Genomic DNA, 17,398 nt, shown 5'->3' on the forward strand with positions numbered 1-17,398 from the left:
GTCTTCTGACAGAAACGGATGGGATAGGAGAAAGGAGTCAGAAGAGAGTACGACTTTTGACAGAAACCGATGGGATGAGTAGAAAGGAGTCAGAAGTAGCATATACTTGAATTAGAACAGTAATCGGCTTATTTAAAGTAGGTATCACTTGTCTTTCCAAAGACAGTATAATTTTTCTGTAAGACTCTATTAAAGGTTCTCATATGCAAATCTACTTGGCACCAATCGTAGATATTTTTAGTAGTAATTTTTCGATCTGGAAATAAGAGCTTAAATTACATCGATTGTTCGTAAAAGAGCTAGTACGATCTTTTCCTTACTACCGCAGTCTTTGCATATGAAGATAGAATTTTCTATAGAGAGAGCGAATGACCTACAGCTCTTACAGTAAACGCCTCTTTGTAATTGTTCATATTTATATTCAGGTAAGAATGTAAATGGATTTTCTGTTTGATGCAATGAGAGCAATTTTTCGGCTAGCTCTTTAGGATGGTTAGTAAGCTTAGAAGAAGGTTTTTGTAAATTTTTTAAAAAGCGATTTAATTGGGTAGGGAAGATAAGAGGTTGATTGATAGGAGCTTGATATAAAGTGAATTCAGGGTTAATAAAAACAATAGTGGCATCAACAAGATCATTGCACTTGAGGTTCTTAAGAAGTTGACGTAATAGGGATGTGCTTCTTTTTAATTGGTAAATAGGGTTTTTGTATTCACGGTCAGTCGTTATCGAATGGAGTTTATCTGTTTCAAAATAAAAGTCACCTTCGAAATTCTTGATATCTAAAAGATGGATCACGCCTTGTGATAGGATTAAGGAGTCTATTTGAAAATAGGAATGGTTTACTTCCAGGAGCAAGTCATTTAAGATGTATCGGTCCTCATGAAAAGGATCCACGAGAGAATCAAATTTAACCTCTCCCTCATAGCCTTTTTCAAGATTTAAATAGCGGAGTTTATTTTTTTCCGATAAATTCATTCTTGTATGCAAAGATCTCATAACTAATAGTTCTTTCGATTCAGAACGTGCTTTTAGTAACATAGCCCACATCCTTTCTTAAATTCTAATTCTATTATATTTAAAATAAAGTAGAAAAATAGGTTTTAGGAAGAAAGAATAACATTTAATAAACCAAATAGGTTCTTAATCATATGACCAATCTTTTTGACTACAAAAAGCATTGGATGCATAACTTAAAAGTAACAGTGAGATCACTTGAAGAGTTTTTAGATGAGTGCATGAAAACGGCAACCAAAAATTTACAAGCTTATGACTATCTTATAATAGTAAGTCATATTTTAATTTTCAAATAATAATGATACAATAGAATAGGTTATGGTTGGTTCAGAAAAGATGTGTGACTATGTTGCACCATGAATTGGTGTGATGTGTAAGCAGATGCTCCTACATCCTTTCTGTGAATTTAAGGGTTTAGGGAGGTATATGATGAGCAACAAACAAACAAATACAGACGTGATCTTAATTGGTGCCGGGGTCATGAGTGCGACTTTGGGTACACTTTTAAAAGAATTAGTGCCAGACTGGAAGATAAGCGTATTTGAAAAGCTTTCAAAAGCAGGAGAAGAAAGCTCGAATGAATGGAATAATGCAGGAACCGGACATGCTGCGCTGTGTGAGCTCAATTATACAACGGAGAGACCAGACGGTTCGGTCGATATTAGCAAAGCAATTAAAATTAATGAACAATTTCAAGTTTCTATGCAGTTTTGGTCTCATCTTGTAAACCGTGGGCTGATTGAGAACCCGCAGGACTTTATTATGCAGTTGCCTCATATGAGTATGGTTCAAGGAGAACAAAATATAACTTTTTTAAGAAACCGATTTAAAGCGCTTTCTGAAAATCCTCTGTTCGAGGGAATGGAATTTTCAGATGATCCACAACAGTTAAAGGAATGGATTCCGCTCATCATGCAAGACCGTTCTTCGGAGGAACCGATTGCTGCAACAAAAATTGATTCTGGAACGGATGTTAATTTTGGTGCCTTAACACGAAAGTTGTTTGATCAACTAGAAAATAAAGATGTTGAACTTAACTACAAACATAGTGTCACTGACATGAAGCGTACGAATGATGGCTTATGGGAAGTGAAAGTACGGAACCTTGATAGTGGTGAAGTTGAAAGCCATACGGCTAAATTTGTCTTTATTGGAGGCGGGGGAGGAAGCCTGCATTTGCTTCAAAAATCAGGTATTCCTGAAGGCAAACATATTGGTGGATTCCCTGTAAGTGGAATTTTTATGGTTTGTAAAAACCCTGATATTGTTGAACAGCATCATGCAAAAGTATATGGGAAGGCAAAGGTGGGAGCTCCGCCGATGTCGGTACCTCACCTTGATACAAGGTATATTGATAATAAAAAGTCATTGCTCTTTGGGCCATTTGCTGGCTTTACGCCGAAGTTTTTAAAATATGGATCCGTGTTTGACCTGTTAACATCGGTTAAACCAGACAACTTTGTCACGATGCTAGCAGCTGGAGCAAAGAATATGTCATTGACAAAATACTTGATCCAGCAAGTAATGCTATCAAAGGAAAAGCGTATGGATGAGTTACGCGAGTTTATTCCGAATGCGAAAAGCGAGGATTGGGACTTAGTCGTAGCAGGGCAACGTGTCCAAGTTATCAAAGATACAGAAGCTGGTGGAAAAGGGACACTTCAATTTGGAACGGAAGTGGTGACAGCTGGCGATGGCTCAATAGCAGCCCTACTTGGAGCCTCTCCTGGGGCATCTACTGCTGTTTCGGTTATGTTGGAAGTTATGACAAGATGTTTCCCAGACCAAATAAACGAATGGGAACCAAAAATTAAAGAAATGATTCCTTCATATGGCGAATCATTAATGGAAAACCCAAAACTTTTACAAGAAGTCCATCTTTCAACAGCACAAGCTCTTGAATTAAATGGGGAAAAAAAAATGAGTTTTAGCAGGGAAAAAGTGGAAGCATAAACTTACCTTAGGTAAGTTTATGCTTTTTTTTGCATTAAAAAAGCCGCTCGCTACCTAAGTAGCAGAGCGACTCTTCACTTATTAATTTCTAATTAAGTAATCAAATGCTCCTAATGATGCAGTCGCTCCTGATCCCATAGAAATAATAATTTGGTTATAGGCACTATCTGTACAATCACCTGCAGCAAACAAACCAGGAACAGTAGTAGATCCATGTTTGTCTACAATGATTTCACCCATGCGATTACGTTCAACGACTCCATCTAACCAATCTGTGTTTGGTACAAGACCGATTTGAACGAAGACACCTTGTAACTCAACATGTTTGACTTCCTCTGTTTCACGATCAATGAAAGAAATGCCGTTTACACTTTCGTCACCGGTAATTTCTTTTGTTTGAACGTTTTTATGAACCGTTACATTCGGAAGGCTATATAGACGTTTTTGTAGGACTTCATCCGCTTTTAGCTCTGGCATGAATTCAAGAACAGTCACGTGTTTTACAATTCCAGCAAGGTCAATAGCTGCCTCGATACCGGAATTTCCGCCACCGATAACCGCTACGTCTTTGCCTTCAAACAATGGACCATCACAGTGAGGGCAGTATGCTACCCCTTTGTTTTTGAATTCTTGTTCTCCAGGAACGTTAACATTCCTCCAACGAGCACCAGTAGAAACAATAACTGTTTTACTTTTTAGAACAGCGCCATTTTCAAGTTCGAGTTCGAAAAGGTCTTTCTTCTCGATGCCTTTTGCACGCTGCAAATTCATAATATCGATATCGTATTCTTTTACATGCTCTTCAAGGCTTGCTGCAAGCTTAGGGCCTTCTGTTTGCTTCACGCTAATGAAGTTTTCAATAGCCATTGTATCCATCACTTGTCCACCAAAGCGTTCTGCAACGATACCAGTACGAATTCCTTTACGAGCAGCATAAATAGCTGCACTTGCTCCAGCAGGACCGCCACCAACAACAAGAACATCAAACGGATCTTTATTAGAAAGCTCTGACGCATCTGGGCCAGTACCAAGCTTCGCAAGGATTTCTTCAACCGTCATACGACCGCCACCAAAGAATTCCCCATTTAAATAAACAGCTGGTACAGACATAACGTTTTTGCTTTCAACTTCATCTTTAAAAGCTGCTCCGTCAATCATCGTATGAGTAATACCAGGGTTCAAAACACTCATCATGTTAAGAGCTTGTACAACATCAGGGCAGTTATGGCAGCTTAAGCTAACATATGTTTCGAAGTGATACTCACCTTCAATTTTCTTGACTTGATCAATAACGCTTTGATCAACCTTTGGAGCTCGTCCACTAACTTGTAGGAGAGCAAGTACCAAAGAAGTGAATTCATGACCTAACGGAATTCCAGCAAACGTTACACCCGTATCTTCACCAACACGGTTTACGCTAAAGCTAGGAGTTCGAGCTAGTGTTGCTTCACGTACACTTATTTTATCTGACATCGATGCGATCTCATTCACAAGATCGATCGTTTCAGAAGAAGTTTGATCAGAGCCTGCACTTACTTTAAGAACGATATCGCCTTCTAAAAGTTGCAAGTACTGATTTAATTGGTCTTTAATATCTTTTTCAAGTGCCATTTAATGCGCTCCTTAGATTTTTCCTACTAGGTCAAGGCTTGGCTTAAGTGTTTCGCCGCCTTCTTGCCATTTAGCTGGGCAAACTTCACCTGGATTTTGACGAACATATTGTGCTGCTTTAACTTTGTTAATTAATGTGCTTGCATCACGACCAATTCCACCAGCATTGATTTCAACTGTTTGGATAACGCCGTCTGGATCGATGATGAACGTACCGCGATCTGCAAGACCTTCTTCTTCGTTTAGTACTTCAAAGTTACGAGAAACGGTTTGAGAAGGGTCACCAATCATTGCATAAGTAATTTTTCCGATTGTTTCTGAGCTGTCATGCCAGCCTTTATGTGTAAAGTGAGTATCCGTTGATACAGAGTAAACTTCTACTCCAAGGTCTTTTAATGTAGCATATTCGTTTTGTAGATCTTCAAGCTCAGTTGGGCAAACAAATGTGAAATCTGCAGGGTAGAAGCAGAAAATGCTCCATTGACCTTTTAAATCTTCGTTTGTAACATCGATGAATTCACCGTCTTTGTAAGCTTTTGCTGCGAATGGTTTTACTTCAGTTCCGATTAATGACATAGTAAATCGTCCTCCTAAATTGTATTGAGTGAATTAAAATAGTGATATAAAGAAAAACTTTATATATAATAATTCTAATTATATATAAATTATCAAATAACACATTTTGTTGTCAAGACAAACCCTTCTATTCCCTAAAAAAATTAGAATTACTTTGAGGGGATGTAAAGGTGAGGTTTCTGCAAATACCTGACCGTAACTAGTTTACACCAAATAAATTGTAAATTATGTAACAAATATTATTGTGTTGTTCTCAATTAGTTAGTAGAATTGAAAGTTTGTGGTAAATTTCCCCTTTGTCTAACTAACTAAGTAAAGATAGTACCTATTGTACCTGTAATGAAGGCTCTTTAATCATCTGCTGATTAAATAATACGTTAAAAATAAATAAGTCGATTAAAAACGACATATTTCTCTTTGTTGTTCCGTTAAAATAATGCTAGACCATACGAAAAGCTATAGAGGAGACACTAGATGAAATATAAAGGTAGAGTCTTAATCGTTTTTATTTTTATCTTCATTGTCGTTACATGGCATTCTTTTTATTTTCTCGTTGACTTTGAGTCATCATATGTTTTTTTAATTGAGGCAGGTCATTATAAATGGGATTTTCTTTTTATCCCATTATTGTCACCATTTTTTTGGTGGCTTGGATATCAGTATGACAAAGCTAAGTTTTTATCCGAAAAGGATGCATTAACTGGCCTCTACAATAGACGATATGTAGCACAAGTGACACCTAAGTTGTTAGAACAAACAATGAAAACGAACAAAAAGATGTCGATATCCATTATTGACTGCAATAACTTCAAAAAAATTAATGACACATATGGACATAAAACTGGAGATACAATCCTCGTAAACATAGCTAGGATTCTGCAGGAGAGTACGTCAAAAAAAGATGTAGTAGCAAGATGGGGAGGGGACGAATTTATAATTGTTTCTTCTCATTTAAAAGAAAAAAATAGGTTGTCTCACATAGAAGCAAGCTTAAAAAAACTTTCCATTCAGGTAGGATTTGACGTATCAGTCTCCATAGGAACGGCTATTTATCCAGATCAAGCAAATAATATTGATCAATTGCTAAAGATTTCAGATCGAACGATGTACAATCAAAAACTAGGAAAAATAATAAACTAAGAGCCTTCTAATAAAAGTGGAAGGTTTTTTTGTTTCTTAAGAGATCAACATAGTTTTTTATTGTAAAAAGGAGATACGTATCGTATATTTAATTGAGAATGATAATTAATTACAGTTATTCACGCTAGGAGTGAGTGTAAATGAAGGAACTTGAATTATACGATGTGACCATTATTGGTGGTGGGCCAGCAGGTCTGTACTCTGCTTTTTACAGTGGACTTCGTGAAATGAAAACAAAAATCATTGAACATCAACCATATCTAGGTGGAAAACTACATATATACCCTGAGAAGATGATATGGGATGTAGGGGGGCTTGCTCCTACTCCTGCAGGGAAGCTTATTGAACAATTAGTTGAGCAAGGACTAACGTTTCACCCAACCGTTGTGTTAAATGAAAAAATACAATCCATTGCCCAAACGCCAAAGGGAGAATTCCTGTTAAAGGCTGCATCAGGTGTGGAGCACTTATCAAAAACGGTCATTATCGCTGTTGGAAGTGGGATTTTAAATCCACAAAAGCTTCCGATTGAAGGGGCAGAAAGATTTGAAATAGCGAACTTGCACTACACGGTTAAGTCATTAAAAAGATTCCAAAATAAAACCGTCATTATATCAGGTGGGGGAAACTCGGCGATTGATTGGGCAAATACATTAGAACCTATAGCGAAAAAAGTGTATGTAACGTACCGAAAAGAGGCTTTAAAAGGTCATGAAGCTCAAGTAAGTAAGCTTGAAAATAGTTCAGTTACATGCTTGTTTCATTCCGAAATTTCAAAGCTTATCGCAGATGCGCAGCAAGAAACAATTGAAACGGTCGAACTGACAAATCAAAAAACGAAAGAAGTATCCTATATCAAAGTTGACGATGTGATCGTGAACCACGGTTATGAACGGGATGCCACGTTATTTACAAACAGCAAACTGCCTGTTGAGTTGATAAATGACTGCTTGGTTAAAGGAAATGTTAGCAGTGAGTCTTCGATTCCGGGTCTTTATGCAGCGGGAGACATTCTTATGCACGAGGGAAAAGTGAATTTAATTGCAGGGGCTTTCCAAGATGCAGCGAATGCGGTGAATAAAGCGAAGCAGTTTATTGAACCTAGTGCGAACAAGGCAGCAATGGTTTCTTCTCATAATGAATTGTTTAAGGGAAGAAATAAGGAATTGGTGAAGCGGATGATGGGGTAGATATTGTTTTAGGGTGTGTCAATCATGTTGACACACCCTTTAATTTTGCCAATTTGCTTGGTTTTCTATTGAAAACTTACTATAGTAAAGTAAGAGAAAAATAGGAGGCGATCATATGGAAATCGGAATCAGTACATTCGTTGAAACCACACCAGATGTACATACAGGAGAAACAATTAGTCATGCAGAGCGTATACGAGAAGTAGTTGAGGAAATTGTATTAGCCGATCAAGTTGGACTTGATGTATTTGGGGTAGGGGAGCATCACCGTGAGGATTTTGCAGCGTCCGCTCCGGCCGTTATTTTAGCAGCTGCCGCTTCACAAACAAAAAAGATTCGTCTGACAAGTGCAGTAACGGTTCTCTCATCAGCAGACCCGGTTCGTGTTTTTCAAGATTTTGCGACAGTTGACGCCATTTCAAATGGACGTGCTGAGATTATGGCAGGGCGCGGTTCTTTTATTGAGTCATTCCCACTTTTTGGGTATAACTTAAATGATTATAATGAGTTATTTGATGAAAAGTTAGAGTTGCTCCTAAAAATTCGTGAATCTGAAAAAGTAAGTTGGCGAGGGGGGCACCGTCCGGCGATTGACAATCTAGGTGTGTATCCTCGTCCGGTGCAAGAGCCTCTTCCTGTTTGGATTGGCAGTGGCGGTAATGCAGAATCTGTGATTCGAGCTGGTTTGCTTGGGTTGCCACTCGTTCTTGCGATTATCGGTGGAAGACCGCTTCAATTTGCACCACTTGTTGACCTTTACAAAAAAGCAGCGGCACAAGCTGGACATGATGTGTCGAAGTTGCCTGTTGCGTCTCATTCGCACGGGTTTATTGCAGAAACTACGGATGTTGCAGCAGATAAGTTTTTTGCTCCTACTCAACAAGTCTTGAACGTGCTTGGCAAAGAGCGGGGCTGGGGTCATTATGACCGTGCAGCTTTTGATGCAGCTCGCAGCTTCGAGGGAGCCCTTTATGTAGGGGATGCTCAAACAGTAGCAGAAAAGATCATCCACCTTCGCAAACATGTAGGGATAACTCGTTTTATGCTTCACGTTCCTGTTGGGTCGATGCCTCATGAGGATGTGATGAAGGCAATTGAATTGTTAGGGCGTGAGGTTGCTCCTAGAGTGCGTGAAGAAGTAAAAAAGTGGGAAGACGAATAGTAAGCAATAAAACAGGTAGATAGAGAGTCTCTCTATCTACCTGTTTTTTAAATTATTCAAATCTTACATTATCAACAAAAACTCTACCAGCAAAATCACTGTCTTCATCAGCAAAGATTAGTAATAAGTTACGAAGCTCTGTATCGTCTGTAATAGCCTCAATGTCTCTAATGTTAATTTTTACTTCATAATGATACAACTCATCAGAAGTTACAGTTGCAGAATCAAGCTCTGTTAAATCAATTTCAAATGTAGTTGGAACTTCTTGCCAATACCCGTTTGCAGGTGGTTGGAAAACGGCGTTAATTGATATAGCACCTTCAGAAGCACGAACTGCATCGATGTAAAAGTCAAAACTAATATAGTCGCTTGTGCCACGAACTAGTTCGTCTTTCCAGAAGTCTAGACGAGGAGCAGTAGCCCAACCATCACTTGGTTTTACTTCAGGATACGCATATTCCCATGAAAGAGCGTTAGATCCATTAGCTTCTTCAATTGTAAGAGCTGTCTTAACTCCTGATTCTGTATGCCAATCCCAGCCTTGGCGAGTTCCATCTTCAAAAGTAGAAGGAAGTGTTGCTGTTCCTTTTTCATCGTGAATAACTTCAATTTCAATCTCAGTACCAGAAACCGTGATATTATCTAAAGAAATAACATCTGCATCTTCAGTACCTACAAATAGAATGATATTGCTCATTGTATTGTCTTCAGGACTAGTTGCAATGGTTTCAAGTGAAGGTGAATCTTCAGAAGTAATAGTTACGAGAGCTTTGTATCCATCTCCGAAAGATTCGAAATCGTCTTCAGTTACTTTAATTGCTCTAGTCGGGTTAGCCCAGCCAGCAGCAGGTCCTTGTGGAATAGCAGCAATTGAAACTGTTGTCGGTTCTTCAACGATAACATCAATTGTAAGCTCTGTAGCACCTAAAATATCTACATTTTCACTCCAGCCATCAGCTGACAGGCGTACATTATCCCAGTAGTTTCCTTCAGAAATATCATTACTTACATTTAATCCTTCAATTTGTAATGCATCATTATTATTACTTAAAGTAATGCTTTCTTTGTTAGGGCTGTCTCCATTAACTTGGAATCCTTGTGTTGTTCCATCGTTAAAATCCCAAACAAGCTTTGTGAATTTTGTGCGGTCGATAGGTGTATACTCAATTCCTTTAATACGAGCACGAACATATTCACCAGATAAACTTAGTTCCTCGGGTGCCCATACTTGATTAGCACCTGGATCAAGATCTGTAGCATCTGTTCTACCAAGCTCAAAAGGTGTAAATGCTCCAGAAATCTCATTTTTGTTCGTTAACGACCAGTTTGCCCAGCTAATGTTATGTTTGTTTAAGAAATTAAGCCAAACATCAGCTTCATCAAAATAAGGTCCTCCATCTCCATTCGCTTGACTCGTACCCCACTCTGTCGCAAACACAGCAACGCCATTGTCTAGAGCATAACGAACGTTAGCCATAACATTAGAACGTTCAGAGCTTGGTGTTCCTTCAGGGTAACCAATGTGAGAAGCGCCATGTGAGCCTGTGTAGAAGTGAACAGAATACATGATATTTTCTGCATCAATTGGGTTGTCAGCTGATAAGTCAGGACGTTGGCTCCAGTTAGGATTTCCAACTAAAATCATGTTGTCACCTTTTTCACGCAACATTTCAACGATTGGCTCTGCATATTCTTTTACAGCTTCCCAACCTTTTTCATCATTTGTTAATCCAGGTCCACCGTTATTATTTGGACTTGGTTCGTTTGCTAGTTCCCAAATGATATAATGGTTTTTCGGATGATCTTTGTAATGATCAGCAATTTCTTCGAAGAAATCATAAGCACCTGAGTATACATCCGCTCTAGGATCACCAGGAGCATGTACATGCCAGTCAACAATTACATACATATCGTGCTCAAACGCTAATTCAATTCCTTCATAAACTAAATCTTTTACTTCAGGGTTTGTTGCATATCCATTTTCGCCAATGTACATAGCGAGACGAATCATGTTAGATCCCCAATCATTCGATAGTGCTACGAAAGCGTTTTCGTTTACGATTTCACCGAACCATTGTAGGCCATGTGTACTCATTCCACGTAATTGAACGGGAGTACCATCTTCACCAGCTAGTGTTAATTGTCCGTTTAGTTCTACTAACTGAAGCGCACCAGCTTCTGAAGGGCTTTTAACAGCTTCTGTATGGTATAAATAATCATGACTAGCTACTTTCCAAAGTAAAGTAGAGATAACTTTAGCAGACTGTTCTCTAGTAGAGTTTCTTTTTGGTTGAAAATATCCATCTGTATTTCCTTCCATTAGCTCTAATACGTATGCTTTTTGAACAGCATCTTGAGCAAAGGTTGAAATAGAAGAAGAGTCATTATATTCTCTTTGCTCTTCTGGTAAAGATAGCTCATTTTCTAAGTATTCATAAGCACGTACGGCCATAGCAGCCATTTGTTCACGAGTAATGTTTTCATTTGGTGCAAATTCACCGTTTGTTTTCCCAGTTACAATTCCAGCTTCATATGCAGCTTGAATTTCTTTGTAAGCCCAGTTTTTACGATCTTTAAAAGGGTAATCTTTAGAAGATGCTTCTAGTCCAAGACCACGGGTAAGCATCACTGTAAATTGTGCACGAGTAACGGAATCTGTTGGAGAGAACGTTGTTGCAGATGTTCCTGTAATAACTTCTTGCTCATATAAATCCTTTATATATGGAAAAGACCAAGAAGTTTTTTTAACATCAGAAAAAGGAAATGCATTAGACTTAGACTCATTTGTGTTTGCTGAAGCCATAGGAACAAATAGTGACATAATGAGTGTGATGATTAAAAGCAAAGATAAAGATTGTTTAATTTGCTTTATTTTCATAATAACCTCCCAGAAATGTATTAATAGTAAACGCTTACAATAAACAAACAACAAAAACTAAAAACTCTCCTCCTTCCTCTATTTTTCGAAACCGCTTTCGTATATATAATATAATATTTGTTAATTTACGTCTACATATAAATGAATTTTTTTACTGATTTTTTTATGCAATAAATAGAAAAATGGTTATAAGCATTGTTAAAATAGGTTTATTTACCATTTTTTTGATTAATAAAAACCCACAAATTTATGTGGGTTCAATTCATATTTTTGGTTAAGCCCTTTCGCTATTATGTTCATTTAGACGTTTAAAGGCCAGTTTCCGACAAACTCCTTCTCATCATACTCAAAGAAGTCCTTTAGAATCTCGTCTCGATCATCTTGGAATAACTGATCGGCAATGGCAGTGACAAGTCTTGGGACCCCGTACTTCATTCCAGAAAGAGCAGAAGCGGAAATGCCACAGCTAATCAGTGCCGAATAATTAAATGCAAACAGTCCATGTAATGGTGCACTTCCGTTTTCATCACGACTCATGAAGGCAAATCCAGAAGTTAAGTATGGATGTGCATCAAGAACAGGATTCGCTACTTCCTCAGGTGCCTCGTATTCATCTCCCCAACGAGCAATGTGTTGTTCAACAAGCTGCAATTCAGGTCTTAAAGCAGGATCGGTCAGAAGTCCTGTACTAATGATCAAAAAGTCAAAAGCAAACGTTCCTTTTGGTGTTGTCACAATGGCTTTGCCGTTCTCTTCCTTTACATCTAACCAAGGCGAACCTAAATGAAGATGAAAACCATCCCACGAAGAGGCCCGTTCAAATGTATCATTTGTTGGAGGTTGATTGTGTTTAAAGAAATGAGCAATGGCCGCATATTTATCTTCATCTGATAGTGCCGGGAAACGTTCTATTAACCCTGAAGCCTCCATTTGACGAATAGGATTAATCCGTGGCATTTCCTTGCGACGAACAAACACATGTGCTTCGCCCACACCTTCTGTTAAAGCAAAGTTGGCGTTGTCAAATGCTGAAGCACCACCGCCTAAAATCGCTACTTTTTTTCCTTTTAAAGTTTCAAAATCAATGGTTTCAGATGTGTGAGCATAAAGAGTTTTGGGGATATGGTCAGCAATCATTGGTGGAACATGCCATTCTCCACCACCTTGTATCCCAGTTGCCAAAATCACTTTACGTGCAAGGATGCTTTTGGATGGTGCACCATTCCCACCAAGATGAAGACGATGAATCCCTCTATCAATCGGTTCAACTAAATTCAATTGCACTTCATTTAGAACCGGTAGTTTTAAGACATGGCGGTACCAACGGAGATAATTCATCCAATCGCCTTTAGGAATTTTATCAATTTGCTCCCAGCCTTCTGGTCCAAATTGTGCTTCCCACCAAGAACGGAACGTGAGCGAAGGGATGCCAAGATCAACGGAAGTTAAATGCTTTGGTGTTCGCAATGTGACCATACGTGCATAGGTTTCCCATGGGCCTTCTAGCCTTCTTTGTTTTCATCAATGACGAGAATATTTGAGACGCGCTCACGTAATAGACCAAATGCCGTACTTAGCCCGCTTTGGCCACCACCTACAATTACAGCATCATACACATGTCCTTCTGGATGTTTGGTCACTCGAACCCAGTCTGGACCTCCAAAAGCGAGGTAAGAAAGGTCTTGTTCTACTCGTTTATTCAATGCCTCTAAGCTCATTGTCTCTCATTCCTTTCGATCATGACTGCCTATTTTTCTTGTTGGTTTTTTTTTCTACATACGTAAGGTCGATTCTCTATATATCTATCATATCATTTTCTGTTTCTATTTCATTGTTGATCATATATAAAAAAAGTGAGTTTGATTGTATGAAGTAACTATAATTATGATCGTTAATCATGTAAGAACTCGCTAAACAATTTGTTCCTGTTGATTTATATCTTTCTATACTTGTTCGCTATGTATGTCAGAAGATTAGACATAGTTTTTTATGCATCCTTACTAAGGGATGAAAAAGGTTTGAATTAAGAAGGGGATTATTCATTTTTTGTATATCAAAAAGGTGACTACTTCGGATAAGATAGTCACCTTTTTTTATTTTATAGTGGACAAAAAAGAGTGTTATAATGTTCCAATTGATCTTTCGTCTCTTCATACTCACCTGAATCATAAGCATCCTGAAACAGAGAGATGACTTGATTTTCACTAATGGAAAATTGAATTGAAGGATGAGCTGCGTTTAAAAGAGCAGCCGTTGCTTGTCGAGCTAACTGTCTAAGCTGTGGAGAAATGGTTGGTGGTCCACCACCTGGTTGTAAAGCTTCGAGCAAGGACACTTCATTAGTAAATACGTTTCTCTCAAATACATCATTAAATAAGTCATCAATACTATATGCGTTTGGCCAATCTTCCTCGTGATTTCTCCAAAATCCTGCTGAACAACCTTCACGAATTCCCATATACACACCTCCTTATCATGTTCCATATACTATATTCAGTCAGCTCATCTCGTGTTTGTATGATTATCTACTAGTTCTTTGGAAATGGGTAAGTAGGGGTGGGGAAATTGAGTGTATCAGCAGGGAAATGGACGAAGTATCAACTGATGAAAAAAGATAAATGTCTCCATAAACATTTGCCAGAGACATTACTTTTTAACAATAAAAACTATAAATTTTTTGAACGTCATTTTACGGAGTTTATTTTTAAACCATGTATGGGGAGACAAGGGAAAGGTGTCCTTTTTTTATCTCAAACAAACGATGATATGGTGATTCATGAAGAAACGAAAACTATTTCTCTTCTAAAAGAAGAGGTTTATCAATGGCTACTAAAAAGACAAAAGTATTATGGGCCACATATTTTACAAGAACGGATTCCGTTGGCGCTTATGGAAGGGAGTATTTTTGATCTTCGTGTAATGGTTCAACGAAAATCTTCTTTCTCGCACTGGAATGTGACAGGGATGTTAGCAAGAGTTGGTGCAAAGTCTTTTATGATTACGAATACCCCCAAAGAGCTTCTACCTGCAGAAGCGGCAATTAAAAAATCAACTATTTCAGGAAACACTACGCAAATTATAAAAAAAATAGAAGAGGTAGCGTTGCAATCAGTAAAACAATTAGAAGGTGCATATTCTGAACGGAATATGATGGGAATTGACATAGGTATTGATCAAAAAGGCGGAGTTTGGATCATAGAGGCCAATTTATTACCTAGTGTAGCTCTTTTTAATAAATTGGATGACAAATCAATGTACAACAAAATCATTTCATACAAAACATAAACAGCATGAGGAGCTTAAAAATTTCTTTGTAACATTCTAGCTCCTATGCTGCTCTTGTTTTATTCTTCAATTTTGACGCTTATTTGATCAATCGCATGATAGCCATATCCTTTTTGATTCCAAAAGGGGGTAGAAGGCTGGGTTCGGCCTGCTGTGTCTGTGGCTTTTGATAAAATGGTGAATTCGCCAGGTTGAGTAACTGTCCATTGAAAGGACCATTGAACCCATCCGTTTTTATCGGTATTTAGTTGTGGTGCAGCTTCCATCCAAGATTGGCCATGATCTACACTGATTTCAACTTTTTCGATTGTTCCGTTTCCTGTCCAAGCAATCCCTTTAATTAGATGTGTACCTGTACGTAACACATCCATATCGAGTGGCTTTTGTATGGTAGAGTTGACGTTCATCGTTGTAACGGGAAATGCATCTTCCTCGTTTTGTTTATGAGGGTAATACATGTAATCAACAGATTGATAAGGCCCTTTAAACGTAGAATCAATTAAACTAATTTGCTTAATCCATTTTACAGAGGCCATTCCGTACCAATTCGGAACAATGAGCCGTAAAGGAAAGCCGTGTTGAAATGGAATGGGCTCATGGTTACATTCATAGGCAATGAGTGTGTCTGGATGTAAGGCTTTATCGATTGGCAAGCTTCTTGCAAAAGGGTACTCACTTGTCATATCGGTTCGCTTTCCTTTATCATATCCTTCCACTAACACTTCTTTTGCATCAGGATGAACGCCTGTCGCTTGTAGCAATGTTTTTAAGGGAACTCCCGTCCAGACACTTTGACTAATGCTCCTTTGCCCCATTGTTCGCCAAATGTAAGAGGCTTGAACAGACTTCGTTTATTGCCTGCACACTCCATGACAACCTTTGTTGTAATAGAAGGGAACTTCGCAATTTCTTCAAGAGAAAAAACTTTTGGTGTTGTGACCATTCCGTTTATAGGTAGCCAATAATTTGAGTAAGTAAGAGTTGGATAAGAAAAGTGATTTCGTTTATAAAAAAGGCGAGAGGATATCAAGTCATGATCAATAAAAGAGATCGGTGTTTCTTTGTTTTCAGGATGAAGTTGATGAGTTGTCAGCGTTGGTTTATTTAGCGGATTTTGAGGATTTGACATAGGTCCCTCCTAATCAAAAAAGTTCATATCCCATACATATGCACGTGTGAAAGAATATTTGTAGAAATTTTTCTTAAAGGGTAGAAAAGGGTTACTTTGTACGAAAATTTCATACCATTTTCCGAAGAAAAAAAAACATGGTAAAATAAACGACAGTACTTCTTTTACCTTCCGTTTCTGGGAAAGCTAGAATCATACAGTTATTTGATGAACGGGTAAATAAGGTTGAATTTAACGTATTGAAAAGAGGGTAACAAATGAATAAAACATCCATTTATGGATTTACTTTTGAAAAACTATCGGCCTGGCTCTTAGAACATGGGCATAAAAAGGGTCGTGCCACTCAAGTGTGGGAGTGGTTATATAAAAAACGGGTCACATCTTTTTCTGACATGGTAGATGTGAATAAGGATCTCATTCAACTATTAGAGGAGAACTTCGTCATTCAAACGCTCACAGAGCACACGAAACAAGAATCGGCAGACGGAACGGTTAAGTTTTTGTTTACGTTACAAGATGGGAACTTAATTGAAACGGTGTTAATGAACCATAAATATGGTTTATCTGTTTGTGTTACGACTCAGGTAGGATGTAACATCGGTTGTAGTTTTTGTGCGAGTGGATTATTGAAAAAGGATCGTGATTTATCAAGCGGTGAAATTGTTGAACAAATTATGAAAGTGCAAATGCATCTTGATCAAGTTGGCAAAGGTGAACGTGTTAGTCATATTGTTATTATGGGAATTGGTGAACCGTTTGATAACTTTGAGAATATGGTCGACTTTTTAGAAGTCGTAAAAGACCAAAAAGGACTTGAAATTGGACCTAGACATATTACCGTTTCAACAAGTGGGTTGGCCAATAAAATTTATGAGTTTGCTGATTTAAAGCTTCAGGTCAACTTAGCGATTTCGTTGCATGCTCCGAATAATGAATTGCGTACAAAAATCATGAAAATTAACCGTGCTATTCCTCTTGAAAAGTTAATGCCAGCGATTGATTACTATATCGAAAAATCAAATCGTCGGATTACGATTGAATACATCTTATTGAAAGATGTTAATGATCAAAAAGAGCATGCCACTGAGTTAGCACAACTATTAGGAGACCGTCGTGCTTATGTGAATTTAATTCCATACAATCCAGTTGATGAGCATAGTCAATATCAACGAAGTGATGAGCAAGATGTATTAGCGTTTTATGATACGTTGAAAAAGAACGGAATTACATGCGGCATTCGGATCGAACATGGAACAGACATTGATGCTGCCTGTGGTCAATTACGTAGCAAGCAGATGAAAGAGCCTCAAGGTAAATAAGGTGAATGAGCACGATGGATCTTAGGTCCGTTGTGCTTTTTTGTATGACCTTTGTAATGTTTTAACAATCGCTTTACATTCTTTTAACATTAAATTGATATAATTTGCCTATTGTGTCATAAGTTGTAGGAATGTGGAGGG

The 17,398-nt window shown here is 38.1% G+C and carries 12 protein-coding genes and 2 pseudogenes; 6 read left to right on the forward strand and 8 right to left on the reverse strand.

The window, feature by feature from the left end; genetic code table 11:
• Positions 1-270 precede the first annotated feature (270 nt).
• Positions 271-1,038, reverse strand: coding sequence for a nuclease-related domain-containing protein (locus tag JCM9140_RS13970; protein WP_235715357.1), 768 nt, complete (start codon positions 1,036-1,038; stop codon positions 271-273).
• 405 nt (positions 1,039-1,443) lie between these two features.
• On the opposite strand from JCM9140_RS13970, the gene JCM9140_RS13975 reads away from it, so the two are divergent.
• On the forward strand, positions 1,444-2,967 hold the full coding sequence (locus JCM9140_RS13975; RefSeq protein WP_034747649.1) for a malate:quinone oxidoreductase: 1,524 nt from the start codon (positions 1,444-1,446) through the stop codon (positions 2,965-2,967).
• Between the two features lie 81 nt (positions 2,968-3,048).
• Here the strand turns inward: JCM9140_RS13975 and ahpF are convergent, their stop codons facing one another.
• Both ahpF and ahpC read right to left on the reverse strand, forming a co-directional pair.
• On the reverse strand, positions 3,049-4,578 hold the full coding sequence (gene ahpF, locus JCM9140_RS13980) for an alkyl hydroperoxide reductase subunit F (RefSeq protein ID WP_034747652.1): 1,530 nt from the start codon (positions 4,576-4,578) through the stop codon (positions 3,049-3,051).
• Positions 4,579-4,590: 12 nt separating this feature from the next.
• A complete protein-coding gene (gene ahpC / locus JCM9140_RS13985; RefSeq protein ID WP_034747655.1) occupies positions 4,591-5,154 on the reverse strand; it encodes an alkyl hydroperoxide reductase subunit C in 564 nt (187 codons plus the stop codon).
• A gap of 474 nt (positions 5,155-5,628) precedes the next feature.
• Here ahpC and JCM9140_RS13990 point away from each other — a divergent pair, with 474 nt between their 5' ends.
• From JCM9140_RS13990 to JCM9140_RS14000, 3 genes are all read left to right on the forward strand, one after another.
• Entirely contained in the window at positions 5,629-6,294 is a 666-nt protein-coding gene (locus JCM9140_RS13990) for a GGDEF domain-containing protein (protein ID WP_034747658.1), read from the forward strand.
• A 140-nt stretch (positions 6,295-6,434) separates the two neighbouring features.
• Complete coding sequence (locus JCM9140_RS13995; protein ID WP_034747661.1) at positions 6,435-7,484, forward strand: NAD(P)/FAD-dependent oxidoreductase; 1,050 nt, start codon at positions 6,435-6,437, stop codon at positions 7,482-7,484.
• A gap of 115 nt (positions 7,485-7,599) precedes the next feature.
• Complete coding sequence (locus tag JCM9140_RS14000; RefSeq protein ID WP_034747664.1) at positions 7,600-8,646, forward strand: LLM class flavin-dependent oxidoreductase; 1,047 nt, start codon at positions 7,600-7,602, stop codon at positions 8,644-8,646.
• Between the two features lie 52 nt (positions 8,647-8,698).
• On the opposite strand, the gene JCM9140_RS14005 is transcribed toward JCM9140_RS14000, so the two are convergent.
• The 3 genes and pseudogenes from JCM9140_RS14005 to JCM9140_RS14015 all read right to left on the reverse strand — a co-directional run bounded on the left by JCM9140_RS14005 (position 8,699) and on the right by JCM9140_RS14015 (position 13,982).
• The gene (locus tag JCM9140_RS14005; protein WP_052002277.1) at positions 8,699-11,524 is read right to left on the reverse strand and encodes a carbohydrate-binding domain-containing protein; all 2,826 of its coding nucleotides are present in this window, start codon (positions 11,522-11,524) and stop codon (positions 8,699-8,701) included.
• Between the two features lie 300 nt (positions 11,525-11,824).
• Positions 11,825-13,242, reverse strand: a pseudogene (locus tag JCM9140_RS14010) (NAD(P)-binding domain-containing protein).
• Between the two features lie 380 nt (positions 13,243-13,622).
• Positions 13,623-13,982, reverse strand: coding sequence for a hypothetical protein (locus JCM9140_RS14015; RefSeq protein WP_034747667.1), 360 nt, complete (start codon positions 13,980-13,982; stop codon positions 13,623-13,625).
• 107 nt (positions 13,983-14,089) lie between these two features.
• Between JCM9140_RS14015 and JCM9140_RS14020 the strand changes: the two genes are divergently transcribed.
• A complete protein-coding gene (locus JCM9140_RS14020; protein WP_034747670.1) occupies positions 14,090-14,809 on the forward strand; it encodes a YheC/YheD family protein in 720 nt (239 codons plus the stop codon).
• Positions 14,810-14,868: 59 nt separating this feature from the next.
• On the opposite strand, the gene JCM9140_RS14025 is transcribed toward JCM9140_RS14020, so the two are convergent.
• Positions 14,869-15,345, reverse strand: a complete 477-nt coding sequence (locus JCM9140_RS14025; protein WP_369384433.1) for a molybdopterin-binding protein — start codon at positions 15,343-15,345, stop codon at positions 14,869-14,871.
• Positions 15,346-15,938 (reverse strand): annotated as a pseudogene (locus JCM9140_RS25250) (molybdopterin-dependent oxidoreductase); the annotation flags it as partial.
• Between the two features lie 257 nt (positions 15,939-16,195).
• On the opposite strand from JCM9140_RS25250, the gene rlmN reads away from it, so the two are divergent.
• Complete coding sequence (gene rlmN, locus JCM9140_RS14030; protein WP_034747672.1) at positions 16,196-17,257, forward strand: dual-specificity RNA methyltransferase RlmN; 1,062 nt, start codon at positions 16,196-16,198, stop codon at positions 17,255-17,257.
• Positions 17,258-17,398: the final 141 nt, after the last annotated feature.

This window comes from Halalkalibacter wakoensis JCM 9140, from assembly GCF_000513095.1.
GTDB classification, from domain to species: Bacteria; Bacillota; Bacilli; order Bacillales; family Bacillaceae_D; genus Halalkalibacter; species Halalkalibacter wakoensis.